21 protein-coding genes are annotated in these 22220 nt (G+C 59.7%); 12 read left to right on the top strand and 9 right to left on the bottom strand.

The annotated features are described in order from the left end of the window. The first annotated feature begins 158 nt into the window (after positions 1 to 158). From hglS to rimL, 4 genes are all read left to right on the top strand, one after another. The gene (gene hglS, locus AC6CWS_RS09580) at positions 159 to 1502 is read left to right on the top strand and encodes a 2-oxoadipate dioxygenase/decarboxylase HglS (protein WP_023289911.1); all 1344 of its coding nucleotides are present in this window, start codon (positions 159 to 161) and stop codon (positions 1500 to 1502) included. 41 nt (positions 1503 to 1543) lie between these two features. Further along, positions 1544 to 3049 (top strand): carboxylesterase/lipase family protein, encoded by a 1506-nt coding sequence (locus AC6CWS_RS09575; RefSeq protein ID WP_023289910.1) that lies wholly within the window; start codon positions 1544 to 1546, stop codon positions 3047 to 3049. A 310-nt stretch (positions 3050 to 3359) separates the two neighbouring features. Further along, positions 3360 to 5015: a glucan biosynthesis protein D gene (locus AC6CWS_RS09570; protein ID WP_032453098.1), complete on the top strand. Its 1656-nt coding sequence runs from the start codon at positions 3360 to 3362 to the stop codon at positions 5013 to 5015. Positions 5016 to 5068: 53 nt separating this feature from the next. After that, entirely contained in the window at positions 5069 to 5647 is a 579-nt protein-coding gene (rimL, locus tag AC6CWS_RS09565; protein WP_032453097.1) for a 50S ribosomal protein L7/L12-serine acetyltransferase, read from the top strand. Here the strand turns inward: rimL and ydcK are convergent. Further along, positions 5633 to 6613 (bottom strand): YdcK family protein, encoded by a 981-nt coding sequence (gene ydcK / locus AC6CWS_RS09560; protein WP_065881548.1) that lies wholly within the window; start codon positions 6611 to 6613, stop codon positions 5633 to 5635. The genes rimL and ydcK overlap by 15 nt on opposite strands. Positions 6614 to 6724: 111 nt before the next feature. Here ydcK and tehA point away from each other — a divergent pair, with 111 nt between their 5' ends. The 3 genes from tehA (at position 6725) to AC6CWS_RS09545 (ending at position 9252) form a co-directional block, all read left to right on the top strand. Continuing rightward, entirely contained in the window at positions 6725 to 7729 is a 1005-nt protein-coding gene (gene tehA / locus AC6CWS_RS09555) for a dicarboxylate transporter/tellurite-resistance protein TehA (RefSeq protein WP_048297635.1), read from the top strand. After that, a complete protein-coding gene (tehB, locus tag AC6CWS_RS09550) occupies positions 7726 to 8322 on the top strand; it encodes a tellurite resistance methyltransferase TehB (protein WP_065881550.1) in 597 nt (198 codons plus the stop codon). Before tehA ends, tehB begins: the two co-directional genes overlap by 4 nt. A 261-nt stretch (positions 8323 to 8583) precedes the next feature. Then, entirely contained in the window at positions 8584 to 9252 is a 669-nt protein-coding gene (locus AC6CWS_RS09545) for a DUF3313 domain-containing protein (RefSeq protein ID WP_065881551.1), read from the top strand. A gap of 47 nt (positions 9253 to 9299) precedes the next feature. On the opposite strand, the gene AC6CWS_RS09540 is transcribed toward AC6CWS_RS09545, so the two are convergent. Further along, entirely contained in the window at positions 9300 to 10196 is an 897-nt protein-coding gene (locus tag AC6CWS_RS09540) for a DMT family transporter (protein WP_065881555.1), read from the bottom strand. 186 nt (positions 10197 to 10382) lie between these two features. Between AC6CWS_RS09540 and AC6CWS_RS09535 the strand changes: the two genes are divergently transcribed. Continuing rightward, positions 10383 to 11252 carry an AraC family transcriptional regulator gene (locus tag AC6CWS_RS09535; RefSeq protein ID WP_065881711.1) on the top strand — a complete coding sequence of 290 codons (870 nt, stop codon included), beginning with the start codon at positions 10383 to 10385 and terminating at the stop codon, positions 11250 to 11252. On the opposite strand, the gene AC6CWS_RS09530 is transcribed toward AC6CWS_RS09535, so the two are convergent. Beyond that, a complete protein-coding gene (locus AC6CWS_RS09530) occupies positions 11229 to 12395 on the bottom strand; it encodes a benzoate/H(+) symporter BenE family transporter (RefSeq protein WP_065881556.1) in 1167 nt (388 codons plus the stop codon). The genes AC6CWS_RS09535 and AC6CWS_RS09530 overlap by 24 nt on opposite strands. A 183-nt stretch (positions 12396 to 12578) precedes the next feature. Here AC6CWS_RS09530 and AC6CWS_RS09525 point away from each other — a divergent pair, with 183 nt between their 5' ends. Continuing rightward, positions 12579 to 13148: a helix-turn-helix domain-containing protein gene (locus AC6CWS_RS09525; RefSeq protein WP_023289901.1), complete on the top strand. Its 570-nt coding sequence runs from the start codon at positions 12579 to 12581 to the stop codon at positions 13146 to 13148. Between the two features lie 10 nt (positions 13149 to 13158). On the opposite strand, the gene AC6CWS_RS09520 is transcribed toward AC6CWS_RS09525, so the two are convergent. Then, positions 13159 to 13326, bottom strand: coding sequence for a hypothetical protein (locus tag AC6CWS_RS09520; RefSeq protein ID WP_032429169.1), 168 nt, complete (start codon positions 13324 to 13326; stop codon positions 13159 to 13161). A 33-nt stretch (positions 13327 to 13359) separates the two neighbouring features. Here AC6CWS_RS09520 and AC6CWS_RS09515 point away from each other — a divergent pair, with 33 nt between their 5' ends. Then, positions 13360 to 15321 (top strand): peptidase U32 family protein, encoded by a 1962-nt coding sequence (locus AC6CWS_RS09515; protein WP_065881561.1) that lies wholly within the window; start codon positions 13360 to 13362, stop codon positions 15319 to 15321. A gap of 12 nt (positions 15322 to 15333) precedes the next feature. On the opposite strand, the gene AC6CWS_RS09510 is transcribed toward AC6CWS_RS09515, so the two are convergent. From AC6CWS_RS09510 to AC6CWS_RS09490, 5 genes are all read right to left on the bottom strand, one after another. Then, the gene (locus tag AC6CWS_RS09510; RefSeq protein WP_065881564.1) at positions 15334 to 15567 is read right to left on the bottom strand and encodes a DUF2554 family protein; all 234 of its coding nucleotides are present in this window, start codon (positions 15565 to 15567) and stop codon (positions 15334 to 15336) included. Positions 15568 to 15716: 149 nt separating this feature from the next. Next, positions 15717 to 15998 carry a hypothetical protein gene (locus AC6CWS_RS09505; RefSeq protein WP_065881566.1) on the bottom strand — a complete coding sequence of 94 codons (282 nt, stop codon included), beginning with the start codon at positions 15996 to 15998 and terminating at the stop codon, positions 15717 to 15719. Between the two features lie 96 nt (positions 15999 to 16094). Beyond that, positions 16095 to 16220 (bottom strand): DUF2474 domain-containing protein, encoded by a 126-nt coding sequence (locus tag AC6CWS_RS09500; protein WP_004202785.1) that lies wholly within the window; start codon positions 16218 to 16220, stop codon positions 16095 to 16097. Then, complete coding sequence (gene cydB / locus AC6CWS_RS09495) at positions 16220 to 17230, bottom strand: cytochrome d ubiquinol oxidase subunit II (protein WP_023289897.1); 1011 nt, start codon at positions 17228 to 17230, stop codon at positions 16220 to 16222. The genes AC6CWS_RS09500 and cydB overlap by 1 nt, the downstream gene beginning before the upstream one ends. Next, the gene (locus tag AC6CWS_RS09490) at positions 17230 to 18627 is read right to left on the bottom strand and encodes a cytochrome ubiquinol oxidase subunit I (RefSeq protein WP_004202782.1); all 1398 of its coding nucleotides are present in this window, start codon (positions 18625 to 18627) and stop codon (positions 17230 to 17232) included. Before AC6CWS_RS09490 ends, cydB begins: the two co-directional genes overlap by 1 nt. A 719-nt stretch (positions 18628 to 19346) precedes the next feature. On the opposite strand from AC6CWS_RS09490, the gene AC6CWS_RS09485 reads away from it, so the two are divergent. Then, positions 19347 to 20759, top strand: coding sequence for an aminotransferase-like domain-containing protein (locus AC6CWS_RS09485; protein ID WP_023289896.1), 1413 nt, complete (start codon positions 19347 to 19349; stop codon positions 20757 to 20759). A gap of 305 nt (positions 20760 to 21064) precedes the next feature. Further along, positions 21065 to 22210 carry a putative ABC transporter substrate-binding protein YdcS gene (gene ydcS, locus AC6CWS_RS09480; RefSeq protein ID WP_023289895.1) on the top strand — a complete coding sequence of 382 codons (1146 nt, stop codon included), beginning with the start codon at positions 21065 to 21067 and terminating at the stop codon, positions 22208 to 22210. Positions 22211 to 22220: the final 10 nt, after the last annotated feature.

The following is a 22220-nucleotide window of genomic DNA, read 5'->3' as shown; positions in this document are numbered from 1 at the left end:
AAGTGAAATTACCGGGTGTTTTTCATAACCATCGGTTATGTTCTGCGCTATGCCCGTGACCGGAAGCAGGTTATCGCCATCACAGTTTGTAAATTCTTCCCCCCGCCGGGAGGCAGCTTTCCTACACTCCAGGAAGTATTCACTGGAGGTAACACATCATGGCGAACACCATCACGGCTGATGAGATTCGGGAGCACTTTTCGCAGGCCATGTCGGCCATGTATCAGCAGGAAGTTCCGCAGTACGGGACGCTGCTGGAGCTGGTGGCTGACGTCAACCTGGCGGTACTGGAAAATAATCCGAAGCTGCATGAACAACTGGCCAACGCCGACGAGCTGGCGCGCCTGAACGTTGAGCGCCACGGGGCGATCCGCGTGGGCACAGCGGAGGAACTGGCGACGCTGCGTCGCATGTTTGCCATTATGGGGATGTATCCCGTCAGCTATTACGATCTCTCGCAGGCCGGCGTGCCGGTTCACTCTACGGCGTTTCGTCCTGTCGACGATGCCGCGCTGGCGCGCAATCCGTTTCGGGTATTTACCTCGCTGCTGCGTCTGGAGCTGATCGAAAACCGCGCTCTGCGCGAGCGGGCCGAGGCGATCCTCGCCCGGCGCAACATATTCACTCCCCGCTGCCTGGCGCTGATCGCCCGGCACGAGGCCGAAGGGGCGTTCACCCCAGCGGAAGCCCGCGAGTTTGTGCAGGAGGCGCTGGAGACCTTCCGCTGGCACCGGCATGCCACCGTCGATGAGGAGACCTACCACGCGCTGCATCGCGAACATCGCCTGATTGCCGATGTGGTCTGCTTCCCGGGATGCCATATCAACCACCTCACGCCGCGGACGCTGGATATTGACCGCGCGCAGGCCCTGATGCCGGAGTGCGGTATTGAGCCAAAGGCCCTGATCGAAGGTCCACCGCGCCGGGAGGTACCGATCCTCCTGCGGCAGACCAGCTTCAAGGCGCTTGAGGAGCCGGTGATGTTCGCCGGCGAACACCGCGGCACCCACAGCGCCCGCTTTGGCGAAATTGAGCAGCGCGGCGTGGCGCTGACGCCGAAAGGGCGCGCGCTGTACGACCGGCTGCTGCAGGCGGCAGGGACCGGCAAAGACAATCTCAGCCACCAGCTGCATCTGCAGGAGGTGTTCCGCGAATTTCCCGACAGCGAATTTCTGCTGCGTCAGCAGGGGCTGGCCTGGTTTCGCTACCGCCTGACGCCGGCTGGCGAGGCCCATCGCCAGGCGTTTCGCCCGGGCGACGATCCCCAGCCGCTGATCGAGCGCGGATGGGTGGTGGCCCAGCCCATCGTCTATGAGGATTTTTTACCGGTCAGCGCGGCGGGCATTTTTCAGTCCAATCTGGGTAACGAAACCCAGGCGCGCAGCCACGGGAATGCCAGCCGCGAAGCCTTTGAGGCGGCGCTGGGCTGCCCGGTGCAGGATGAGTTTGAACTGTACCGGCAGGCGGAGGAGCGCAGCAAACGACGTTGCGGTCTTCTGTAAAATCAGTACCCTGCTGGCATCAGCCTTACAGGGAGCAGGTTATGCAACATCCGTCGAAACCGTTGGCGAAAACCCGGCAGGGCACGCTGGCCGGGAGCGCAGAGCAGGGGATCCATATCTGGCGCGGCATTCCGTACGCCGCGCCGCCCGTGGGGCCGCTGCGCTGGCGCGCGCCGCAGCCTCCCGCCCGCTGGCATGGCGTGCGTCAGGCCGACGCCTTTTCCGCCGCCAGCTGGCAGGACATTGACTACTGCCGCGAACTTGGCGGCGGGGATCCCGGCCGCTTCAGCGAAGACTGTCTCTATCTCAACGTCTGGGCCCCCGCCAGCGCAGCGCAGCCGCTGCCGGTGATGGTCTGGTTGCACGGCGGCGGGTTTACCATCGGCGCCGGCAGCCTGCCGCCTTACGATGGCCTGGCGCTGGCCAGCCGCGACGTGGTGGTGGTGACGGTCAACTACCGACTGGGCCATCTTGGCTTTTTCGCCCATCCGGCACTGGAGGAAGAGGCGGGCGAGCGTCTGTATAACTTCGCGCTGCTCGACCAGATCGCCGCCCTGCAGTGGGTCCAGGAGAATATTCACGCCTTCGGCGGCGACGCCGCCAACGTTACGCTGTTTGGCGAATCCGCCGGGGCGCGCAGCGTGCTGTCGCTGATGGCCTCGCCGAAAGCGAAAGGATTGTTCCATAAAGCGATTATTCAGAGCGGGTATACCTTACCCGACCTGCCGCGAGAAAAGGCGCTGGAGAAAGGCCGCCTGCTGGCGGAACGCTTCGCCTTGCCGCAGGCCAGCGCTGAACAACTGCGGGCGATCCCGGCGGAGGCCTTCTGGTCGCTAACCGCCCCGCTGAATATCGGGCCAGCGCCCATCGCCGGCGATGTGGTGCTTCCGCAGCCGATGCTGGAGACCTTTTTTGCCGGGCGCCAGCATCCGATGCCGGTGATGATCGGATCCAACAGCGATGAAGCCAGCGTGATGGCGGTGTTTGGCGTCGATATCGCCGGGCAGATCCAGAAGCTTCGCCGCGAGCGCCGTCTGGGACTGGGACTGATCAAACTCCTCTATCCCGGCGTGAAGGGGGATGAAGCGCTGGGGCGGGAAGTCTGTCGGGATATGGCGTTTACCACCCTCGGCTATGTGGTGATGCAGGCCCAGCAGCGCGTGGGCCAGCCATGCTGGCGGTACTGGTTCGATTATGTGGCGGAAGCGGAGCATGATGTCTATCCGCACGGCGCCTGGCACGGCAACGAGGTGCCCTACGTGTTTGATAACCTGCGGCTCACCGACCCGGTGCGGCAGTATGCCAGTGAAGCGGATCTGGCCTTCGCCGCTCAGGTCGCTGACTACTGGGCCCAGTTTGCCCGCGTCGCCAGCGGCGAGCAGGTGCTTGCCGGCGCGGTGCGCTGGCCGGCGTGCGTGCGCGGACGGGATCGTCTGCTGCGCATTGGCCTGCATAAGCGTGCCGGCTTTAAAGTGGAGAATCGCTTTATGCGCGCCCGGCTGGCGCTGTTTCGCCGGGTGATGAAGCATCACGTGACCCTCGAATAAAGGGGATGGGTCGCGGCTCAGCGGGGCGCGGGCCTGCTGCAGGCCGTGGGCGGCTAAGAAACGCCCCGGCGATGAGACGGGATGAGTGCTGTCCGCTTTGTTTGCAGGCGGGCCCTGGGCTGGATATTGCGCTCTCCCTCCGCCGGTGATTAAAAACGGCCTGTTCCGGTAGACAGGGCTTTTTTACCGTTTTTCTGCTGGCAACAATTGGATTATTAATCGTTTTTGTCTAGAGTGGGCGGAAATTATCACGCAGCGTGATGACGCGTTGCGAATCAATTCACCCGTGCAGAAGGACGCTTTCTCAGGCATGAACCGCAGACGTTTTCTTAAATCTTCCATGGCTGTTGCCGCCGTATGCGGAACGTCAGGAGTCGCTTCCTTATTCAGTCAGGCCGCGTTTGCTGAAGACGCGGGCATTGCCGACGGGCAGACACGCCGTTTTGATTATGCCGTGCTGCAGGCGATGGCTCACGATCTGGCGCGCCAGCCGTGGGGCGGCGCCCCGCGCGATCTGCCGCCGACGCTGGCCAATCTCACCCCGCAGGCTTATAACAGCATCCAGTATGACGCCAACCACTCGCTGTGGAACAATATTGAAGAACGCAAACTGGATATCCAGTTTTTCCACGTCGGGATGGGGTTCCGTCGCCGCGTGCGCATGTTCTCTTTAGACGCCGCCACCCAGCAGGCGCGCGAGATCCACTTCCGTCCGGAGCTGTTCAAGTACAATGACGCCGGGGTGGATACCCGCCAGCTGGAAGGGCAGTCCGACCTCGGCTTCGCCGGGTTCCGGGTATTTAAAGCGCCTGAGCTGGCGCGCCGGGATATCGTGGCGTTTCTCGGCGCCAGCTATTTCCGCGCGGTAGACAGCACCTACCAGTATGGCCTCTCGGCCCGTGGGCTGGCGGTGGATACCTTTACCGATACCCCGGAAGAGTTCCCCGATTTCACCTCTTTCTGGTTCGAAACGGTCAAAGGAGACGCCACGGTATTCACCGTTTACGCTCTGCTGGACAGCCCGAGCATCACTGGCGCCTACAAGTTCACCATCCACTGCCAGGATACCCAGGTCATTATGGACGTGGAGAACCATCTCTACGCCCGCAAGGATATCAAACAGCTGGGTATCGCGCCGATGACCAGCATGTTCAGCTGCGGCAACAACGAGCGTCGGATGTGCGATACCATCCACCCGCAGATCCACGACTCCGATCGGCTGTCGATGTGGCTGGGCAACGGCGAATGGGTCTGCCGGCCGTTGAACAACCCGCAGAAGCTGCAGTTCAACGCCTTCCAGGACAAGAACCCGCGCGGCTTTGGTCTGCTGCAGCTGGACCGCGATTTCTCCCACTACCAGGACGTGATGGGCTGGTATAACAAGCGTCCCAGCCTGTGGGTGGAGCCGCGTAACCAGTGGGGCAAAGGGGCGGTCAGCCTGATGGAGATCCCGACCACAGGTGAAACGCTGGATAACATCGTCTGCTTCTGGCAGCCGGAAAAGGCGGTGAAGGCGGGCGACGAACTGGACTTCCGCTACCGTCTCTACTGGAGCGCGCAGCCGCCGGTGAGCACCCCGCTGGCGCGTGTGCTCGCCACCCGCACCGGGATGGGGGGCTTCCCGGAGGGATGGGCGCCGGGGGAACACTACCCGGACAAGTGGGCGCGTCGTTTTGCCATCGACTTTGTCGGCGGCGATCTGAAAGCGGCCGCGCCGCGCGGTATTGAACCGGTGATCACCCTCTCCAGCGGCGAAGCGAAGCAGATTGAGATCCTCTACGTCGAGCCGTTCGATGGCTACCGGATCCTGTTCGACTGGTATCCGACCTCCGACTCGACCGACCCGGTGGAGATGCGTCTGTTCCTGCGCTGTCAGGGAGAAGCCATCAGCGAAACCTGGCTCTATCAGTACTTCCCGCCGGCGCCGGATAAACGTAACTACGTCGACGACCGGATCATGAAATAACCCCGTGACAGCCGTGGCCCCCAGGTACCCCCTGCGGGCCCGTAGAGAGCCCCATGACCACAGACATTCCAGCAGTACCAGAGTCGATCCCGGTGACCGAGGGACTGACGCTTACCGCCATTGATGAGCGTTACGTCAGCGACCTGCACCAGCTGGTGGTGAAAAACCAGCGCTGGCTACAGCAGTCGCTCAGCTGGGCCGGAGAGGTGCGCAGCGAAGAGGAGACCCGCCGCCACGTGCAGGGTAACGTGATGCTGCACCAGCGGGATTACGCCAAAATGTTTTTGCTGTTTCTCGATAAGCGGCCGATTGGCGTTCTGTCGTTCAACCAGATCGAGCCGCAGAATAAGACGGCCTATATTGGCTATTGGATCGATGAAGATTGCCAGGGGCAGGGGTATCTGTCCCGTTCCCTGCAGGCCTTTATCCACTATTATGCACGCAGCGGGCTGGTGCGCCGGTTTGTAATCAAATGTCGGGTGGCGAATACCCGCAGCAACCAGGTGGCGTTGCGTAACGGGTTTGTTCTGGAAGGCTGTCTCCGGCAGGCCGAATATCTGAACGGCAGCTATGACGATCAGAATATCTACGCCCGCATTATTGACCGCGACGAGGCGCTACAGGGCGCCTAACAGCGGCGTTCGGGTGATCTGCTGCTGGCCGTCGAGGGTCTTCGGGCCGCGCAGGTGAATGGCTTCTCCTTCCCGCGCGGCGATCTGCACCTCGTCCCCAAGCGTGACCTGGTGCTCAACGATCACATCGCCGACGATGACAGCCCGACCCTGGATCAGCACGTCGTCGTCAAGCAGAATCGGTCCACCGCGCAGCTGCGCCTCGCCGCCCACCATCGCCCGGTGCTTTAGCAGACAGTTACCTTCAATCACCGCATTCTCCGCAACCTGGGAACTGTAGCGCACAGTGGGAATGGCATCCTCGCCGCGACCCGCGATCAGACGGGCATGCCCGTAAATCCGCGCGTTATCGCACACCCAAACGTCATTCTCCTCGTTTCCCTCAAGCCTGGCGTGGTCAAAGACTTCCGCCCGATGTTCGACAAAAGCGTGCTCGACGTAGGCCTCGCCATAGATCTGCGCCTGATGGAGAATGCGCGACGCGCTGACGGTGGCTCGCTGATAAATCTGCAGCACTTTGTCGCGGTCGGCGGTCAGCCCGCGGGCGGCAATCACCTGACAGTGGGGCAGAAGACGCGCCTCGTCGGCGAGGCGACAGTCACCGCGCACCGTACTCAGGCTAATCGTGACGTTGTCACAAATCTGCGCGTGATGGCTGATCTGCGAGGCGTGAATGGATGCCCGTCCGCTGATGATAGCCCCATGGCTGACCTCGCAGGGGCCATGGAGTCGGGCATCGTCGAGGATGCGCGCCCCGGCGAAGACCACGCTGTTGGCATCGTAGATCCAGCACTCTCCCTGCTGGCTGAGAGCGCTTTCCTCCTCCACCCAGCCGCCTTCGCTGCCCGCTTTGACGTCAGCGAAATCGATAAGCGCCACGATCTGGCGCAGGATGACGCACTGTTTGCCATCCTCTGCCTGGTAACAATACTGCCGGGTCTGTTCGCTGAGACGGTATTTACGCATTCCCGATCCTCATTACTTATGGTTAACATAAACATAGCAAAGATCGCCGTAGCGCGTGGGATAAGGTTCCTTTAGAATGCAACTTCAAATTAAATTGATATCATCAATAAAATGAACAAAACGCATACATCGCGGCAGGTGCTGAATCTGCCGGCGGGTTACTTTGGCATGGTGCTCGGCACCATCGGGATGGGCTTTGCCTGGCGTTACGCCAGCACCCTCTGGCCGGTCAGCCGCAGCATTGGTGATGGGCTGGTGACGCTGGCGATGGCGATGTGGGTCCTGCTCAGCATGGCGTTTATCAGCCGGGCGATCCGCTTTCCGGCGAGTGTGCTGCAGGAGATGCGACATCCCGTCAGCAGCAGCTTCGTCAGCCTGTTTCCCGCCACTACCTTGCTGGTATCGATTGGTCTGGTACCCTGGTGCCGGCCGCTGGCCATCGGGCTGTTTGTGCCGGGCGTGGCGCTGCAGCTCGCCTATGCCGCCTGGCAAAGCGGCGGCCTGTGGCGGGGAAACCATCCTCGCGAGGCCACCACGCCGGGGCTGTATCTGCCTACGGTGGCGAATAATTTTATCAGCGCGATGGCCTGCGGCGCGCTGGGGTTTACCGACGCCGGACTGGTGTTCCTTGGCGCCGGAGTCTTCTCCTGGCTGAGCCTTGAGCCGGCTATCCTCCATCGTCTGCGCAGCGCAGGCGAACTGCCGACCGCGCTGCGCACGTCGTTGGGGATCCAGCTGGCGCCTGCGCTGGTGGCCTGCAGCGCCTGGCTCAGCGTCAACGGCGGGGAGGCTGATACCTTTGCTAAGCTGCTGTTTGGCTACGGTCTGCTGCAGCTGCTGTTTATGCTGCGTCTGATGCCCTGGTATCTTCGCCAGCCGTTCAATGCTTCTTTCTGGAGCTTCTCGTTCGGTATTTCCGCACTGGCCACTACCGGCCTGCATCTGGGCCAGGCGAAGGCGGACGGCTTTTTTCATCATCTGGCGCTGCCGCTCTTTATTTTTAGCAATCTGGTCATTGGCCTGCTGCTGCTGCGCACAGGGCTGCTGTTGGTCAGCGGGAAACTGTTGCTACAGGTCGACCGGGAAACACTCCTGAATAAGAAGGAAGGATCATGACAACGCGTGACGCGGACTATTTTAGTCAAAAATATGGCCTGACCCGCACCCACTCCGAGGTGCTGCATGCCGCGACGATGGTGCCGCCGGGGCGGGCGCTGGATCTGGGCTGCGGCAACGGACGTAACAGCCTTTATCTGGCGGCAAACGGCTTCACGGTGACGGCGTGGGATAAAAATGCGATGAGCATCAATAATCTGGAGACTATTCGCGCCGCCGAAGGGCTGGATAATCTGCAGACCGCGGTAAAAGACCTCAACAGCCTGACCTTTGACGGCGAGTATGATCTGATCCTCTCCACCGTGGTGATGATGTTTCTTGAGGCCGGCGCTATCCCGGGACTCATCGGCAATATGCAGCGTTGCACCGCCGCCGGGGGCTATAACCTGATTGTCGCGGCGATGGACACCGAGGACTATCCCTGCACCGTCGGCTTCCCGTTTGCTTTTAAACCCGATGAACTTCGGGAGTACTACCGGGGCTGGGAATTACTGAAATACAACGAGGACGTCGGTGAGCTGCATCGGACCGACGCCAGCGGCAACCGGATCAAACTGCGCTTCGCCACGCTGCTGGCGCGCAAGCCCGCATAATCCTCAGCGGCGCGTGAAATGGCTGAGATTGACCGCGCCGCCTTGCGCTAATACCCATCGGATAAAGCAGCGCGAAAAGCCTCGCTGAAAAGAGGGTTAAAGGCGACCTGTTCACCTATTAAGTAATTATTTAATAACGTAATGTTGATCCCATCAATATTTGTATATCTTCCTTGACGAAGCCCTCATTTTGTCACAAAACTACTGGGTCTTATCTGCTATAACGTCTGCCGAAAAAACTGCATTTACAGGGATCTCTTTATGCGTACTCGCGTGTTATTTAAAGTCGCCGCTCTGGCGGGGATGTTAGCGTTGACGGGCTGTGCGTCCAAACTGGCGCAGCCGAATCAGTATTCGGGCTTTTTAAAAGATTATTCCAACCTGAAAGAAGCCACCACGGCCTCCGGCAAGTCGGAGCTGCGCTGGATCGACCCAAACTACAATCCGGCTAACTACGATAATGTCGTCTACCATCCGGTAACGTACTATCCGGTACCGAAGCCGACGACCCAGGTCGGTGAAAAGGCGTTGCAGGATATTCTTAATTACACCAACAAACAGCTCAAACAGGCCATTTCCGAGCGTAAACCGCTGGCTACCACCGCCGGCAAGCGTAGCCTTATTTTCCGCGGGGCGATCACCGGGGTGGACTCCAGCAAAGAAGGGCTGCAGTTCTATGAAGTGGTTCCGGTCGCGATGATTGTTGCCGGTACTCAGGCCGCCACCGGCCATCGTACGATGGACACCGACCTCTATTTTGAAGCTGAACTGATTGACGCCAGCACCAACAAGCCGGTGATCAAAGTGGTTCGTAAAGGGGAAGGAAAAACCCTGGCCAATGAAAACACGCCGCTGACCATCGAAACCATGAAGCAGGTGATCGATGCTATGGCGGTCGACGCCGTCAAATTCGACCCTTCCCAGCGGTAATCTCGCCAGCGCCGTCTGCCGACGGCGCTGTTTTATCTTCCGCCGTTTCAGGCCAGCTTTCGGCGCAGCAGCAGCTGTTCCGGTTTGGCAAACATCACCAGATTACCCAACAGGATCAGCGCCAGTCCGATCACGGCGTTGCTGTGCCATACATAGCCTTCATAGACGGTGGAGATGGACAGGGCGACCAGCGGAAACAGCAGCGTACTGTAGGCGGCTTTGCTGGCGCCGATGCGTCCCACAAGGGTGAAATAGGCGCCGAAGGCGACAACTGAGCCGAACAGCGCCAGGTAAAGCAGGGCGCCAAGATAGCTGACGGTCCACTCCGGCATAAAATTATCCCCGCGGAGGAGTGCGATGGCGCCCATCACCAGCGTGCCGTACAGCATCGCCCAGCTGTTGGTGGTCAGCGTCTCCAGCCCCCGCCGCTGGTGACGAATACTGAACATATTGCCCAGCGAAAAGCCGTAAGTGCCCAGCGCGCTCAGACCGATCCCCCACAGTAGCGAAGCGTTCAGCCCGTTGGCCAGCAGGTCATCCCAGAACAGGGTGACGATACCGGCCAGACCGAGCGCGGCGGCAGCCCAGAAGCGTCCCGGCGGCTGCTGACGGAAGAAAAGAAAGCTGTTGATGGCGTTAAACAGCACCGCCATGGAAAAGATCACCGATTCCAGACCTGTGTTGATCCAGGCGGCGGCGGTATAAAAGCACCAGAAATTGAAGCAGAAGACGCAGCAGCCCTGCAGCAGGCAGCAGAGATGGTCCTTCGCGCCCAGCGGCCGCAGACGTCGCGTGACGAGCAGAATCGCCAGCACCGTGACGCTGGCCACGGCGAAACGCCAGAAAATCGATACCGGCGCCGCCACCGGCCCCTGCTGTAAAAAAATCGCAATCCACGTTGTTCCCCAGATAACGACAACGAGTGCATAAAGTAATGCGTTCACCTTGGTTCTCCTCTGCCTGTTGAAGGGAGGAGTATGCCGCCTGCCGCAACCTGCGGCTTTCACCCGCTTGTTGTCGGCTTGCAAATTCTTGCGCTTATTTGTCTTTCGCCGGCGGTGAGGACTGGAAACCGCGCCGCAGTCTCCCTAGACTAGAGTTTTTCCAGACAGGACAGATGCGTGAAGGCGATGGGTTACGGGACGTTTGAAACATTACGGCGACAGAACGCGGTGCTGAAGGGCTCCGTGGAGCTGAATTCCGGTATTCAACTGGCCGCCTGGTATAACAACTGCGATACCGTAACGGTACGCAGCGATCATCATACCTTAAGCCTGTACGTCGCCGATGGTTATGAAAGCTATCAAAAGACGCCGCACGGCTGGAAGAATGGCGGCGGCCCGGATCGCTTTTGCCTGATGCCGAAAGGCGATGAAAGCGTCTGGGATATCCGCGGCGATCTGTCGTTTGTCCATCTCTATTGTACCGATGCGCATCTGCGCCGCGTCGGGGAGGAGGTGTGGGATCGCAGCCCGGCGAACTTCACCCTGCAGGAGAAAACCTTCGCCAGCGATGACAAAATCACCACCGTGTATCGTCAGTTTTTGCTGGCTAATGACTGGCGACAGCCGGCGAACCAGCTGACCCTTAGCGCCGCCAGCAGTTTATTGCTTACCCATCTGATCCAGCACTATTCCACCGTGCAGTGGCGTTTGCCCTCGGTCACCGGGGGACTGGCGCCGGGGGTGAAGCGTCACGTGCTGGCCTGGATCGACGCTCACCTCGATCAGCCACTGACCCTGGCCGACCTGGCGCAGCAGGCGGGACTGAGTGAATTTCATTTTGCCCGTATGTTCCGCCAGTCGCTGAATATGGCTCCGCATCAATATGTGATGCAGCAGCGAATGGCGAAGGCGCAAAACCTGATCTGCCACAGCGCGCTGCCGCTCACCGAGATCGCTCTGGCCTGCGGTTTCAGCTCCGCCAGCCATTTCAGCCATCGGGTGAAAGCCGCCACCGGCCTGACGCCGACCCAGCTACGGGCGGCGCAGCGCGGATAGCACGCCGTAGCTCACTCCGCCGAGCACCACGCCCCAGAATGCGGAGCCAATTCCCGCCAGCGTCACGCCGCTGGCGGTGATCAGAAAGGTCAGCACCGCCGCGTCGCGCTCACTGGCCTGATGTACCGCCTGAAACAGACTACCGCCGATGGTGCCGAGCAACGCCAGGCCGGCCAGCATCTGGATCCACGCTGTCGGCAGGGCCGACATCAGCGCGGTGATCGATCCCCCGAACAGACCGGCCAGCAGATAAAAACCGCCTGCGGCCATGGCCGCCAGCCAACGCTTCTGCGGATCCGGGTGCGCTTCCGGGCTCTGGCAGATGGCGGCGGTGATCGCCGCAATACAGATCGAGTAAACCCCAAACGGCGCCAGCAGCAGCGCCAGCCCCCCGCAGACAACGATCAGCGCGGAGACCGGTACGGCATAGCCTGATGCCTGCAGAGTAGCGAACCCGGGCGCGTTCTGTGAGGCCATGGTCACGAGGAAGAACGGCAGGCCGACGCTGAGCAGCAGCGCCGGGGTAAACTGCGGGGCGATCCATTCCGGCGCCACAAACGCCAGCGGCACAGCGGCGCTGGCCACCTCCCCGGAGGCCGCGGCAATCAGCGCCCCGGCAACCAGCGCGGCGACCACGGCGAAGCGGGGCCACAGCGCCTTACACAGAAGCCAGGCGGCGAGCATGCCGCCGCACAGCAGCAGATGATCCTGGAAGCCGGCGAAGGCCTGCAAACCGAAACGCAGCAGAATGCCGGCCAGCATCGCGGCGGCCAGCGAATGGGGAATGATTTTCATCAGCCGGGCAAACAGGCCGGTAACGCCGCAGAGGACGATCAGCGCATTGGCGAAGATAAATACCCCCACCGCCTCAGGGAGGGTCACCCCCTGCAGGCCGCTGACCAGCAGGGCGGCGCCCGGCGTTGACCAGGCGGTGAGCACCGGCACTTTTCGCCAGCCGCTCAGCGCGAGGGTGCTGACGCCCATGGCGAGGCCCAGGGCCGTCATCCAGCCGGCGATCTGCGCGGGCGTGGCGCCGGCGGCAGCGGCAGCCTGCCAGATGATGGCGGCAGAGCTGGCGTAGCCCACCAGCACGGCGACGAAGCCGGCGAACAGGCTGGGAAGCGGAACGGTAAACGAGCGCATAGTTTTCTCTTGTGCGTTATAACGTCCTATCACTCTATCATTGTGCGTTTTAGCGCACAAGGTTCCTGCGTGGTGAGGGCTGCGCACCGAGGCTCTTGTCGCAAACGGCCCGCGATGCCGCTAATCGCCCTGTTGAATCAGGCAAATGGAGGTATACTCTGGGCTGAAAAATCAGGAGGTAGGATGAATATTGCGCAACATCTGGCGGCCACCCTCAAAAATCTGCGTCAGCAGCGCGGCTGGAGCCTGTCGCGTCTGGCGGAAGAGACCGGGGTGTCGAAAGCCATGCTCGGGCAGATTGAGCGGAATGAATCGAGTCCGACGGTCGCGACCCTGTGGAAGATTGCCACCGGGCTGAACGTGCCGTTTTCGGCGTTTATCGTTCCGGATGACGGCGCGGCGCCCTCCGCGTTTGACCCGCAGCAGCAGGCGATGGTGGTGACCCCGGTCTTCCCGTGGGACCCGGAGTTGCGCTTTGATCATTTCTCGATAACCCTTGCTCCCGGGGCGCTGAGCGAATCGACGCCGCATGAGCAAGGGGTGATTGAGCATGTTGTCGTGATTAGCGGTACCTTGGATCTCTGCTTACAGGGGGAGTGGCACTCGCTGCAGGCGGGTGAGGGTCGGCGCTTCGCCGGCGATGCGGCGCATGCCTACCGGAACAGCGGCGCCCAGGCGGCTCATTTCCATTCGCTTATCCACTATCCAAAAGAAAAAACCGCGGGCGAACCCGCGGCCAGACAAGATGACTGATGATAACCACTCACAACGTGACGAGGAAAATCCGGAATACGTGATGACAGTACTCTGTACGGTGATTTGAGGGAAATATCTTTTCCTTCAATACTTTGCTGAAAACTGAAAATTCGTCGTCCCGCGACGGCGGAAAAGGTTTTCGTCTGCGCCCGGTTCTGACTACAATAGCCGCCATTTCGACCCCCTTATACTGGATAACAACACGCGTATGCGCCTGCACAATCATCGTCTTGAACTTCTTAGTCCTGCCCGCGACGCCGGTATCGCTCGCGAAGCGATCCTTCACGGCGCCGATGCCGTTTATATCGGTGGACCTGGCTTTGGCGCCCGCCACAACGCCAGCAACAGCCTGAGCGACATCGCCGGTCTGGTGCCTTTCGCCCATCGCTTTGGCGCCAAGGTCTTTGTGACGCTGAACACCATTCTGCATGACGATGAGCTGGAGCCGGCGCAGCGGCTGATTACCGATCTCTACGACGCGGGCGTCGATGCGCTGATTGTCCAGGATATGGGGATCATGGAGCTGGATCTGCCGCCGATCGAGCTGCACGCCAGCACCCAGTGCGACATCCGCAGCGTGGAGAAAGCAAAGTTTCTCTCAGACGCCGGTTTCAGCCAGATCGTGCTGGCGCGCGAGCTGAACCTCAGTCAAATCAAAGCCATCTACGAAAATACTGACGCCACCATCGAATTCTTTATCCATGGCGCGCTGTGCGTGGCCTATTCCGGCCAGTGCTACATTTCCCACGCCCAGACCGGACGCAGCGCCAACCGCGGCGACTGCTCGCAGGCCTGCCGCCTGCCGTATACCCTGAAGGACGATCAGGGGCGAGTGGTGGCCTATGAAAAACATCTCCTGTCGATGAAAGACAACGACCAGACCGCCAACCTGGCGGCGCTGATCGATGCCGGGGTGCGCTCCTTCAAAATCGAAGGCCGTTACAAAGACATGAGCTACGTGAAAAACATCACCGCTCACTACCGCCAGATGCTGGACGCCATCATTGAAGACCGCGGCGATCTCGCGCGCGCCTCGGCAGGGCGCACCGAGCATTTCTTTATCCCGTCCACCGATAAAACCTTCCACCGCGGCAGCACCGATTACTTCGTTAATGCCCGTAAAGGCGATATCGGCGCCTTTGATTCGCCAAAATTTATCGGACTGCCGGTGGGCGAAGTGCTGAAGGTGGGTAAAGACCATCTCGACGTTGAGGTCAGCGAACCGTTAACCAACGGCGATGGCCTTAACGTGATGATTAAGCGTGAAGTGGTGGGCTTCCGCGCCAATACCGTGGAAAAAACCGGCGAAAATCGCTATCGGGTGTGGCCGAACGAGATGCCTGCGGACCTGCACAAAGTGCGCCCGCATCAGGCGCTCAACCGCAACCTTGATCACAACTGGCAGCAGGCGCTGCTGAAGACCTCCAGCGAACGCCGCATCGCCGTAGACGTCACCCTAAGCGGCTGGCAGGAGCAGCTGGTTCTCACCATGACCTGTGAAGATGGCGTCAGCGTGACCCACACCCTTGACGGGGAGTTCGCCGAAGCTAACCAGGCGGAGAAAGCGCTGGCCAACCTGCGTGACGGTGTCACAAAACTGGGGCAAACCATTTACTATGCGCGCGAGGTGCAGGTCAATCTGCCGCCGCTGTTTGTGCCCAACAGCCTGCTCAACCAGCTGCGGCGTGAAACGGCCGAAATGCTGGATGACGCGCGGCTCAACGCCTGGCAGCGCGGCACCCGTAAGCCGGTCTCTGTGCCGCCGCCGGTCTACCCGGAGACCCATCTCTCCTTCCTCGCCAACGTCTATAACCATAAGGCGCGGGCGTTCTACCAGCGCTATGGCGTGCAGCTGATTGACGCCGCCTATGAAGCGCACGAAGAGAAGGGCGATGTGCCGGTGATGATCACCAAACATTGCCTGCGCTTTGCCTTCAACCTCTGTCCGAAACAGGCGAAAGGCTCCATCAAGAGCTGGAAAGCCACGCCGATGCAGCTGATCCATGGCGATGAAGTGCTAACCCTGAAGTTTGACTGCCGTCCGTGCGAAATGCACGTGGTCGGCAAGATCAAAAACCATATCCTCAAAATGCCGCACCCGGGTAGCATCGTGGCCTCCGTCAGCCCGGACGAGCTGATGAAGACCCTGCCGAAGCGCAAAGGGGCCTGATCCGCGGCGACGCTACTGGCTGTGTGATGCCCGCGGTTTGCGGGCGTCCTGCCAGCGGTGATGCTCGCGCAGGTCGGCGGCGTTCTCTTCGCACCGGCTGCGAAGCTCATCGCTATCCGCCTCGTGCAGCAGCTGCTGCTCGAGGCTCTGTACCGGAAAGTAATCGTGCCCCTGACGGTGGGCCAGCAGATGCCCGGAAAAAAGCGCGCACAGCAACAGCAGGGCGCTCATGCTTTTCCTCAACATACCTTTTCTCTGTGAATCAATGGCGTGGGCTTACTATGCCAGGCGCTGTGCAGGTTTTTTTCCCGGTTTATCAAAGAAGGGCAAGGGTTTGTCAATGTCTGCTGAAAGAGGGTGAAAAAAGCCTGGCGCAGAAGGCCAGGCGTGACGGATTACGCTTTTGGCGGCCGTGGTTTCCCGCTGTGCTCACCGCCTTTTGGCGGCTGCTTACCATCAGGCTGCGGTTGTTTGCCGTCTCGTTGCGGCTGCTTGCCATCATGCCGCGGCTGCTTGCCGTTATGGTGCGCTTGCTTACCGTCGTGCTGGCCGTTTTTCGCCGCCGATTTACCCTGATGCTGCGCGCTTTTTTCTGGCGGCGGCGGGTTGTCGGCAGCGAAAGCCCATGACGATATTCCCAGGGTCATCGCGGCAGACAGTAAAGCTAACTTCTTCATAGCAATATCCTTTCTTCTGATGTGTCCGCGTATTTCAGCAAGTAAAAGTGAAGACAAGATGGAGAGCTCCGGATCCGGATGACTCTGCATCCTGGTTCAAACTTTAAGACCTGCGGCGGTCATCAGCAGGCGAAACAGCAGGCTGATGGCGGCCAGCGTCAGCACGCTGCCTCCCCACAGCGCGATCAGCCACAGCAGACGTTTGGACCAGACGGTTTTCATCAATGATAACCCTCCCCTGGCTGGACTTTGCCGCGGAACACGTAATAACTCCAGCAGGTATAGCCAAGAATAACCGGAATAATCAGCAGCGCGCCCACCAGCATAAAGCCCTGGCTTTGCGGCGGGGCGGCGGCCTGCCACAAGGTAATCGATGGCGGAATAATATGCGGCCAGATGCTGATCCCCAGGCCGCTAAAGCCGAGAAACACCAGGCCCAGCGTTAGGGTGAAAGGCGAGACATGACGGTCGTGCAGAGGCAGTGTGCGCCACAGCCAGGCGCTAATCAGGAGCACCAGCAGCGGCACCGGCAGCAGGAAATAGAGATTCGGCAGGCTGAACCAGCGGGCGGCGATCGCCGGGTGCGCCAGCGGCGTCCACAGGCTGATGACGGCAAACACCGCCAGCAGGGCAACCAGCAACTGTCGAGACGCGCTGCGCATCCGCTGCTGCAGCGCGCCTTCGCTCTTCATCACCAGCCAGGTGGCGCCGAGCAGCGCATAGGCCACGCACAGCCCGAGTCCGCAAAACAGGCTGAACGGGGTCAGCCAGTCAAACATGCCGCCGCTGAAGGCGCGACCGCTGACGGTAAAACCGTCGATCACCGCTCCGACCACCACGCCCTGGCTGAAGGTCGCCAGCAGGGAACCGCCAAAGAAGGCGCGGTCCCAGAATGGCCGGTGCGACGGCGTGGCCTGGAAACGAAATTCAAAGGCCACGCCGCGAAAGATGAGGCCGATCAGCATCAGGGTCAGGGGGATCGACAGGGCGTCGATTATCACCGCGTAGGCGAGGGGAAAGGCGCCAAACAGACCGGCGCCGCCCAGCACCAGCCAGGTCTCATTGCCATCCCATACCGGGGCGACGCTGTTCACCATCACGTCGCGCTCTGTGCTGCCCCGGACCGTGCCGAACAGCATGCCAATGCCCAGATCAAAGCCGTCCATGACGATGTACATCAGCGTGGCAAAGACGATAATCACGAACCAGATCACCGATAATTCGATACCCATTAGCGGGACTCCTTCTGCAGATAACCTTCAGTAGCGGCGGACAGCGGGCGGGCTGGCGTACCGGTTGTCGCGGGTTGCACCTCCTGCGGCCCCTTGCGGATCAGGCGCAGCATGTAGCTGTAGCCGACCCCGAAGACGGCGCTGTAAACCACAATAAAGGTCAACAAACTGACCGACATATGCAGATCGCCGTGGGCGGAAACCGCCTCGGCGGTGCGCTGAACGCCATACACCACCCATGGCTGGCGGCCCACTTCGGTGGTCACCCAGCCGGCGAGAATCGCAATCAGTCCTGAGGGGCCCATCCACAGGGCAAAGCGCAGAAACGGCCGCGAGTGGTACAGCCGGTCGCCGCGGCGCAGCCACAGGGCCAGCGCTCCGAGCAGCAGCATCAGCATGCCGAGACCAGCCATCAGGCGAAATGACCAGAACACCACGGTGGAGTTTGGCCGATCCTCAGGGGCGAACTCCTTCAGCGCCGGCACCTGTTTATCCAGACTGTGGGTGAGGATCAGACTGCCCAGCGCCGGGATCTCAAGCCCGTAGCGGGTGCGCTCCTGCTCCATATCTGGCCAGCCAAACAATAATAACGGCGTCGGCTCGCCGGGCGGGTTTTCCCAGTGGCCCTCAATGGCGGCGATTTTTGCCGGCTGGTGTTTCAGGGTGTTCAGGCCATGCATATCGCCGATCAGCGCCTGGACCGGCGCGACCAGCAGCGTCATCCATAGCGCCATGGAGAACATCTTGCGGATCGCTGGCGACTGATTGCCGCGCAGCAGATGCCAGGCCGCCGAGGCGCCGACAAACAGCGCGCTGCTGAGAAATGCCGCCACCGTCATGTGCAGCAAGCGGTAGGGGAAAGACGGGTTAAAGATCACCGCCAGCCAGTCGACGGGCACCACCTGGCCATCGACGATCTCAAACCCCTGCGGGGTCTGCATCCAGCTGTTGGAAGCGAGGATCCAGAAGGTCGAGATGATAGTCCCCAGCGCCACCATGCAGGTGGCGAAAAAGTGCAGCCCTGGCCCCACGCGGTTCCAGCCGAAGAGCATGACCCCGAGAAAACCGGCTTCCAGAAAGAACGCCGTCAGGACTTCATAGGTCAGCAGGGGGCCGGTGATGCTGCCCGCGAACTGCGAAAAACCGCTCCAGTTAGTGCCGAACTGATAGGCCATCACCAGCCCGGACACCACTCCCATACCGAAGTTGACGGCGAAGATCTTCGACCAGAAATGGTACAGCGAGCGCCAGGTGGGATTTTTGCTTTTCAGCCACAGGCCTTCGAGAACCGCCAGGTAGCTTGCCAGGCCAATGGTGATGGCGGGAAAGATAATATGAAACGAGACCGTAAAGGCGAATTGAATTCGCGCCAGATGGAATGCATCAAGACCGAACATGCAGGACTCCACAACAAAATTGATTCAGCGCAATTTTAGGCAGGGTGGCGGCAAGGGGGCAGAGGCAGTCGGTTCATTTTTTATCATAACAGTTGGCGGCTGTTATGATCTTTTTGCCGGTCTCCGGGGACCGCCAACATGGAGATCCCCCGGGTAAAAGCGTCATTTTAAACGCTGAAAGCAAAGCCAGATTGTTGGCCAGGAAAATATTAATAATCTATTTCACTGTATTTTCGTAGTCTTACGGATCAGCTTAGACCTGTAGCTGTCCGGGAAAGCGCGGTCGTTTAATTTTTGTGAGCAATATCCTCTGATTACGACAGATATAGCATTTTATTATCTGTTCTTTATTAATGAATTTAACGTCTGCACACGTTTGCTAGTATGAGAATCAGTAAAAAGGATGAGGCAGTTAATTATGAATTAAATAATTTTAAATTGTCGTGTTTAGCCGTGCTTTGTATTTTATTCTCAGGATATCAATAAAAGGGAATGGTCATGTCAGAAAAAGGATTACATAGCTTATGTATTACCATCGGTATCATGTTCATTTTTTGGTTATGCATCATATCGTTTTTTTGGACAATTTTCTCGTAAACCTTTCCTGAGGGCGTTCTGTGTGACCTGGTTGCGCTGTTTTACATAACAGTTACTTAAAAGTGTTAATTTATAACAACTGATATATGATAAAGGGAGGTTGCAGCAAGGAAAGGGTGACAATGAAAAAGTATCAACAGCTGGCGCAGCAGCTAACCGACCAGATCGCGCTTGGCGTCTGGTTGCCGGGCGATCGGCTCCCCTCGCTGCGCGAGCAGGTGGTCAGCAGCGGCATGAGCTTTATGACCGTCAGCCATGCCTATCAGCTACTGGAAAGCCAGGGGCGCATCGTCGCCCGACCGCAGTCGGGATATTACGTCGCCCCCCAGCCGGTGAAGCTTCGTCAGCCGGCGCCGCCTGCTCAGGTGACCCGCGATGAAGCGGTCGATATCAATACTTACATCTTTGAGGTGCTCCAGGCCAGCCGCCAGGCGTCAATGCTGCCCTTTGCCTCGGCCTTCCCAGACCCGCGTCTCTTTCCACTCCAGCAGCTTAACCGTTCGCTGGCGCAGGTGAGTAAAACCGCCACCGCCATGAGCGTGATTGAGAACCTGCCGCCGGGCAACGCGGAGCTACGGCACGCCATTGCCCGGCGCTATGCCCTGCAGGGGATGAACGTCTCGCCCGACGAGATCGTCATTACCGCCGGAGCGCTGGAGGCGCTAAACCTCAGCCTGCAGGCGGTGACCGAGCCCGGCGACTGGGTGGTGGTGGAGAATCCCTGTTTCTACGGAGCCCTGCAGGCGCTGGAGAGGCTGCGTCTGAAGGCGCTGTCGGTGGCCACCGACGTCAAAGAGGGCATTGACCTGACGGCGCTGGAGGCGGCCCTGCAAAACTATCCGGTCAAGGCCTGCTGGCTGATGACCAACGGCCAGAACCCGCTCGGCTTCACCCTCAGCGCCGAAAAAAAAGCAGCGCTGGTGGCGCTGCTGGCGCGCTATAACGTAATGCTGATTGAAGATGATGTTTACAGCGAGCTCTACTTTGGCCGCGAGAAGCCGTTGCCGGCGAAGTTCTGGGATCAACAGGATATGACGCTGCACTGCAGTTCGTTTTCAAAATGTCTGGTGCCCGGCTTTCGCATCGGCTGGGTGGCGGCCGGGAAACAGGCGCGGCGGATCCAGCAGCTGCAGCTGATGAGTACACTCTCCACCAGCTCGCCGATGCAGTTAGCCCTGGTGGATTACCTGTCGACCAAACGCTATGACGCCCATCTGCGCCGTCTCCGCCGCCAGCTGGCGGAACGTAAACAGCAGGCCTGGCAGGCGCTGCTGCGCCATCTGCCGCCGGAGGTCACCATCCATCACAGCGACAGCGGCTATTTTCTGTGGATCGAACTACCGGAAGGGGCCGACGCCAGCGTGCTGAGCGCCAGGGCGCTGGCGTCGCACATCAGCATCGCCCCGGGAAAAATGTTCTCCACCTCCGCCAGCTGGACCTCGTTTTTCCGCTTTAATACCGCCTGGGGCTGGGGAGAACGCGAAGAGCAGGGGGTGAAGCGCCTGGGCGAGCTAATTCGTGAGCAGCTTTCCTGAACGCTTTGGCTATTATTCGCCGCGATAAACAATCGCTAAAAATAAACGAAGATGGATTTTTATCGAGGCCGGTCATTATTTTACCGGCGCTCACCATAGGAAATACGCATACCCCTCCTTTTTCTCTAACTCGTTGTCTATAATCCATAAAGTCAGTCTTGTGTTGGCGATTTTTGCGTAATGCGTCCCGGGTCACAACCTGAATAAATTCCCCCGAGGGCGTTAATCCGCTGACTACCCTTATTTCAGGAGATATTTTTACGGCACGGCTGCCGCTAATTCCCTTGTGACAGGAGTAACACCTGATGAGCAAAAAATTGGCCCGTTGCAGCCTTTATGTGCTGGGGATGGCCTGCCTGACCGTCCAGGCGGCTGAACCACTCACCTCGCTGGATAAACCGGAAGGGCGGCTGGATATTATTGCCTGGCCGGGGTATATCGAACGCGGTCAGACCGACAAGCAGTACGACTGGGTCAGCCAGTTTGAAAAAGAGACCGGCTGTCAGGTTAATGTGAAAACTGCCGCCACCTCTGACGAAATGGTTAGCCTGATGGCCAAGGGCGGCTACGATCTGGTGACTGCCTCGGGCGATGCTTCGCTGCGTCTGATCATGGGCAAACGCGTTCAACCGATTAACACAGCGCTGATTGCCGGGTGGCACACTCTCGACCCGCGCATTGCGCAAGGGGCATGGTTTAACGTCGGGGGCAAAGTTTACGGCACGCCGTATCAGTGGGGACCGAATCTGCTGATGTACAACACCCGCGTATTCCCGACGCCGCCGGACAGCTGGAGCGTGGTCTTCGTGAAGCAGGATCTTCCGGATGGCAAAACCAATCAGGGGCGGGTGCAGGCCTATGATGGCCCGATCTATATCGCCGACGCTGCGCTGTTTGTCAAAGCCACCCAACCGCAGCTGGGGATCGAAGATCCCTATCAACTGACCGAAACCCAGTACAACGCGGTGCTGAAGGTGCTGCGTGACCAGCAACCGCTGATCCACCGCTACTGGCATGACGCCACCGTGCAGATGAACGACTTCAAAAACGAAGGGGTGGCCGCCTCCAGCTCGTGGCCCTATCAGGCCAACGGCCTGAAGGCGGAAGGCCAGCCTGTCGCTACCGTATTTCCGAAGGAGGGGGTGACCGGCTGGGCGGATACCACCATGCTGCACAGCGAGGCGAAGCACCCGGTCTGCGCTTATAAATGGATGAACTGGTCGCTCACGCCGAAGGTGCAGGGCGATGTAGCGGCCTGGTTCGGCTCGCTACCGGTGGTGCCTGAGGGCTGTAAAGCCAGCGCGCTGCTCGGAGAGAAGGGCTGTGAGACCAACGGCTACGACCAGTTTGCCCGCATCCACTTCTGGAAAACGCCGGTTGCCGAGGGGGGGAAATACGTTCCCTACAGCCGCTGGACGCAGGACTACATTGCGATAATGGGCGGCCGCTAAGGATCGGAGG

This window comes from Klebsiella sp. M041 (assembly GCF_059759695.1).
Note: the sequence above shows the minus strand (reverse complement) of the source record. Positions and strands in the feature narration are given on the sequence as shown.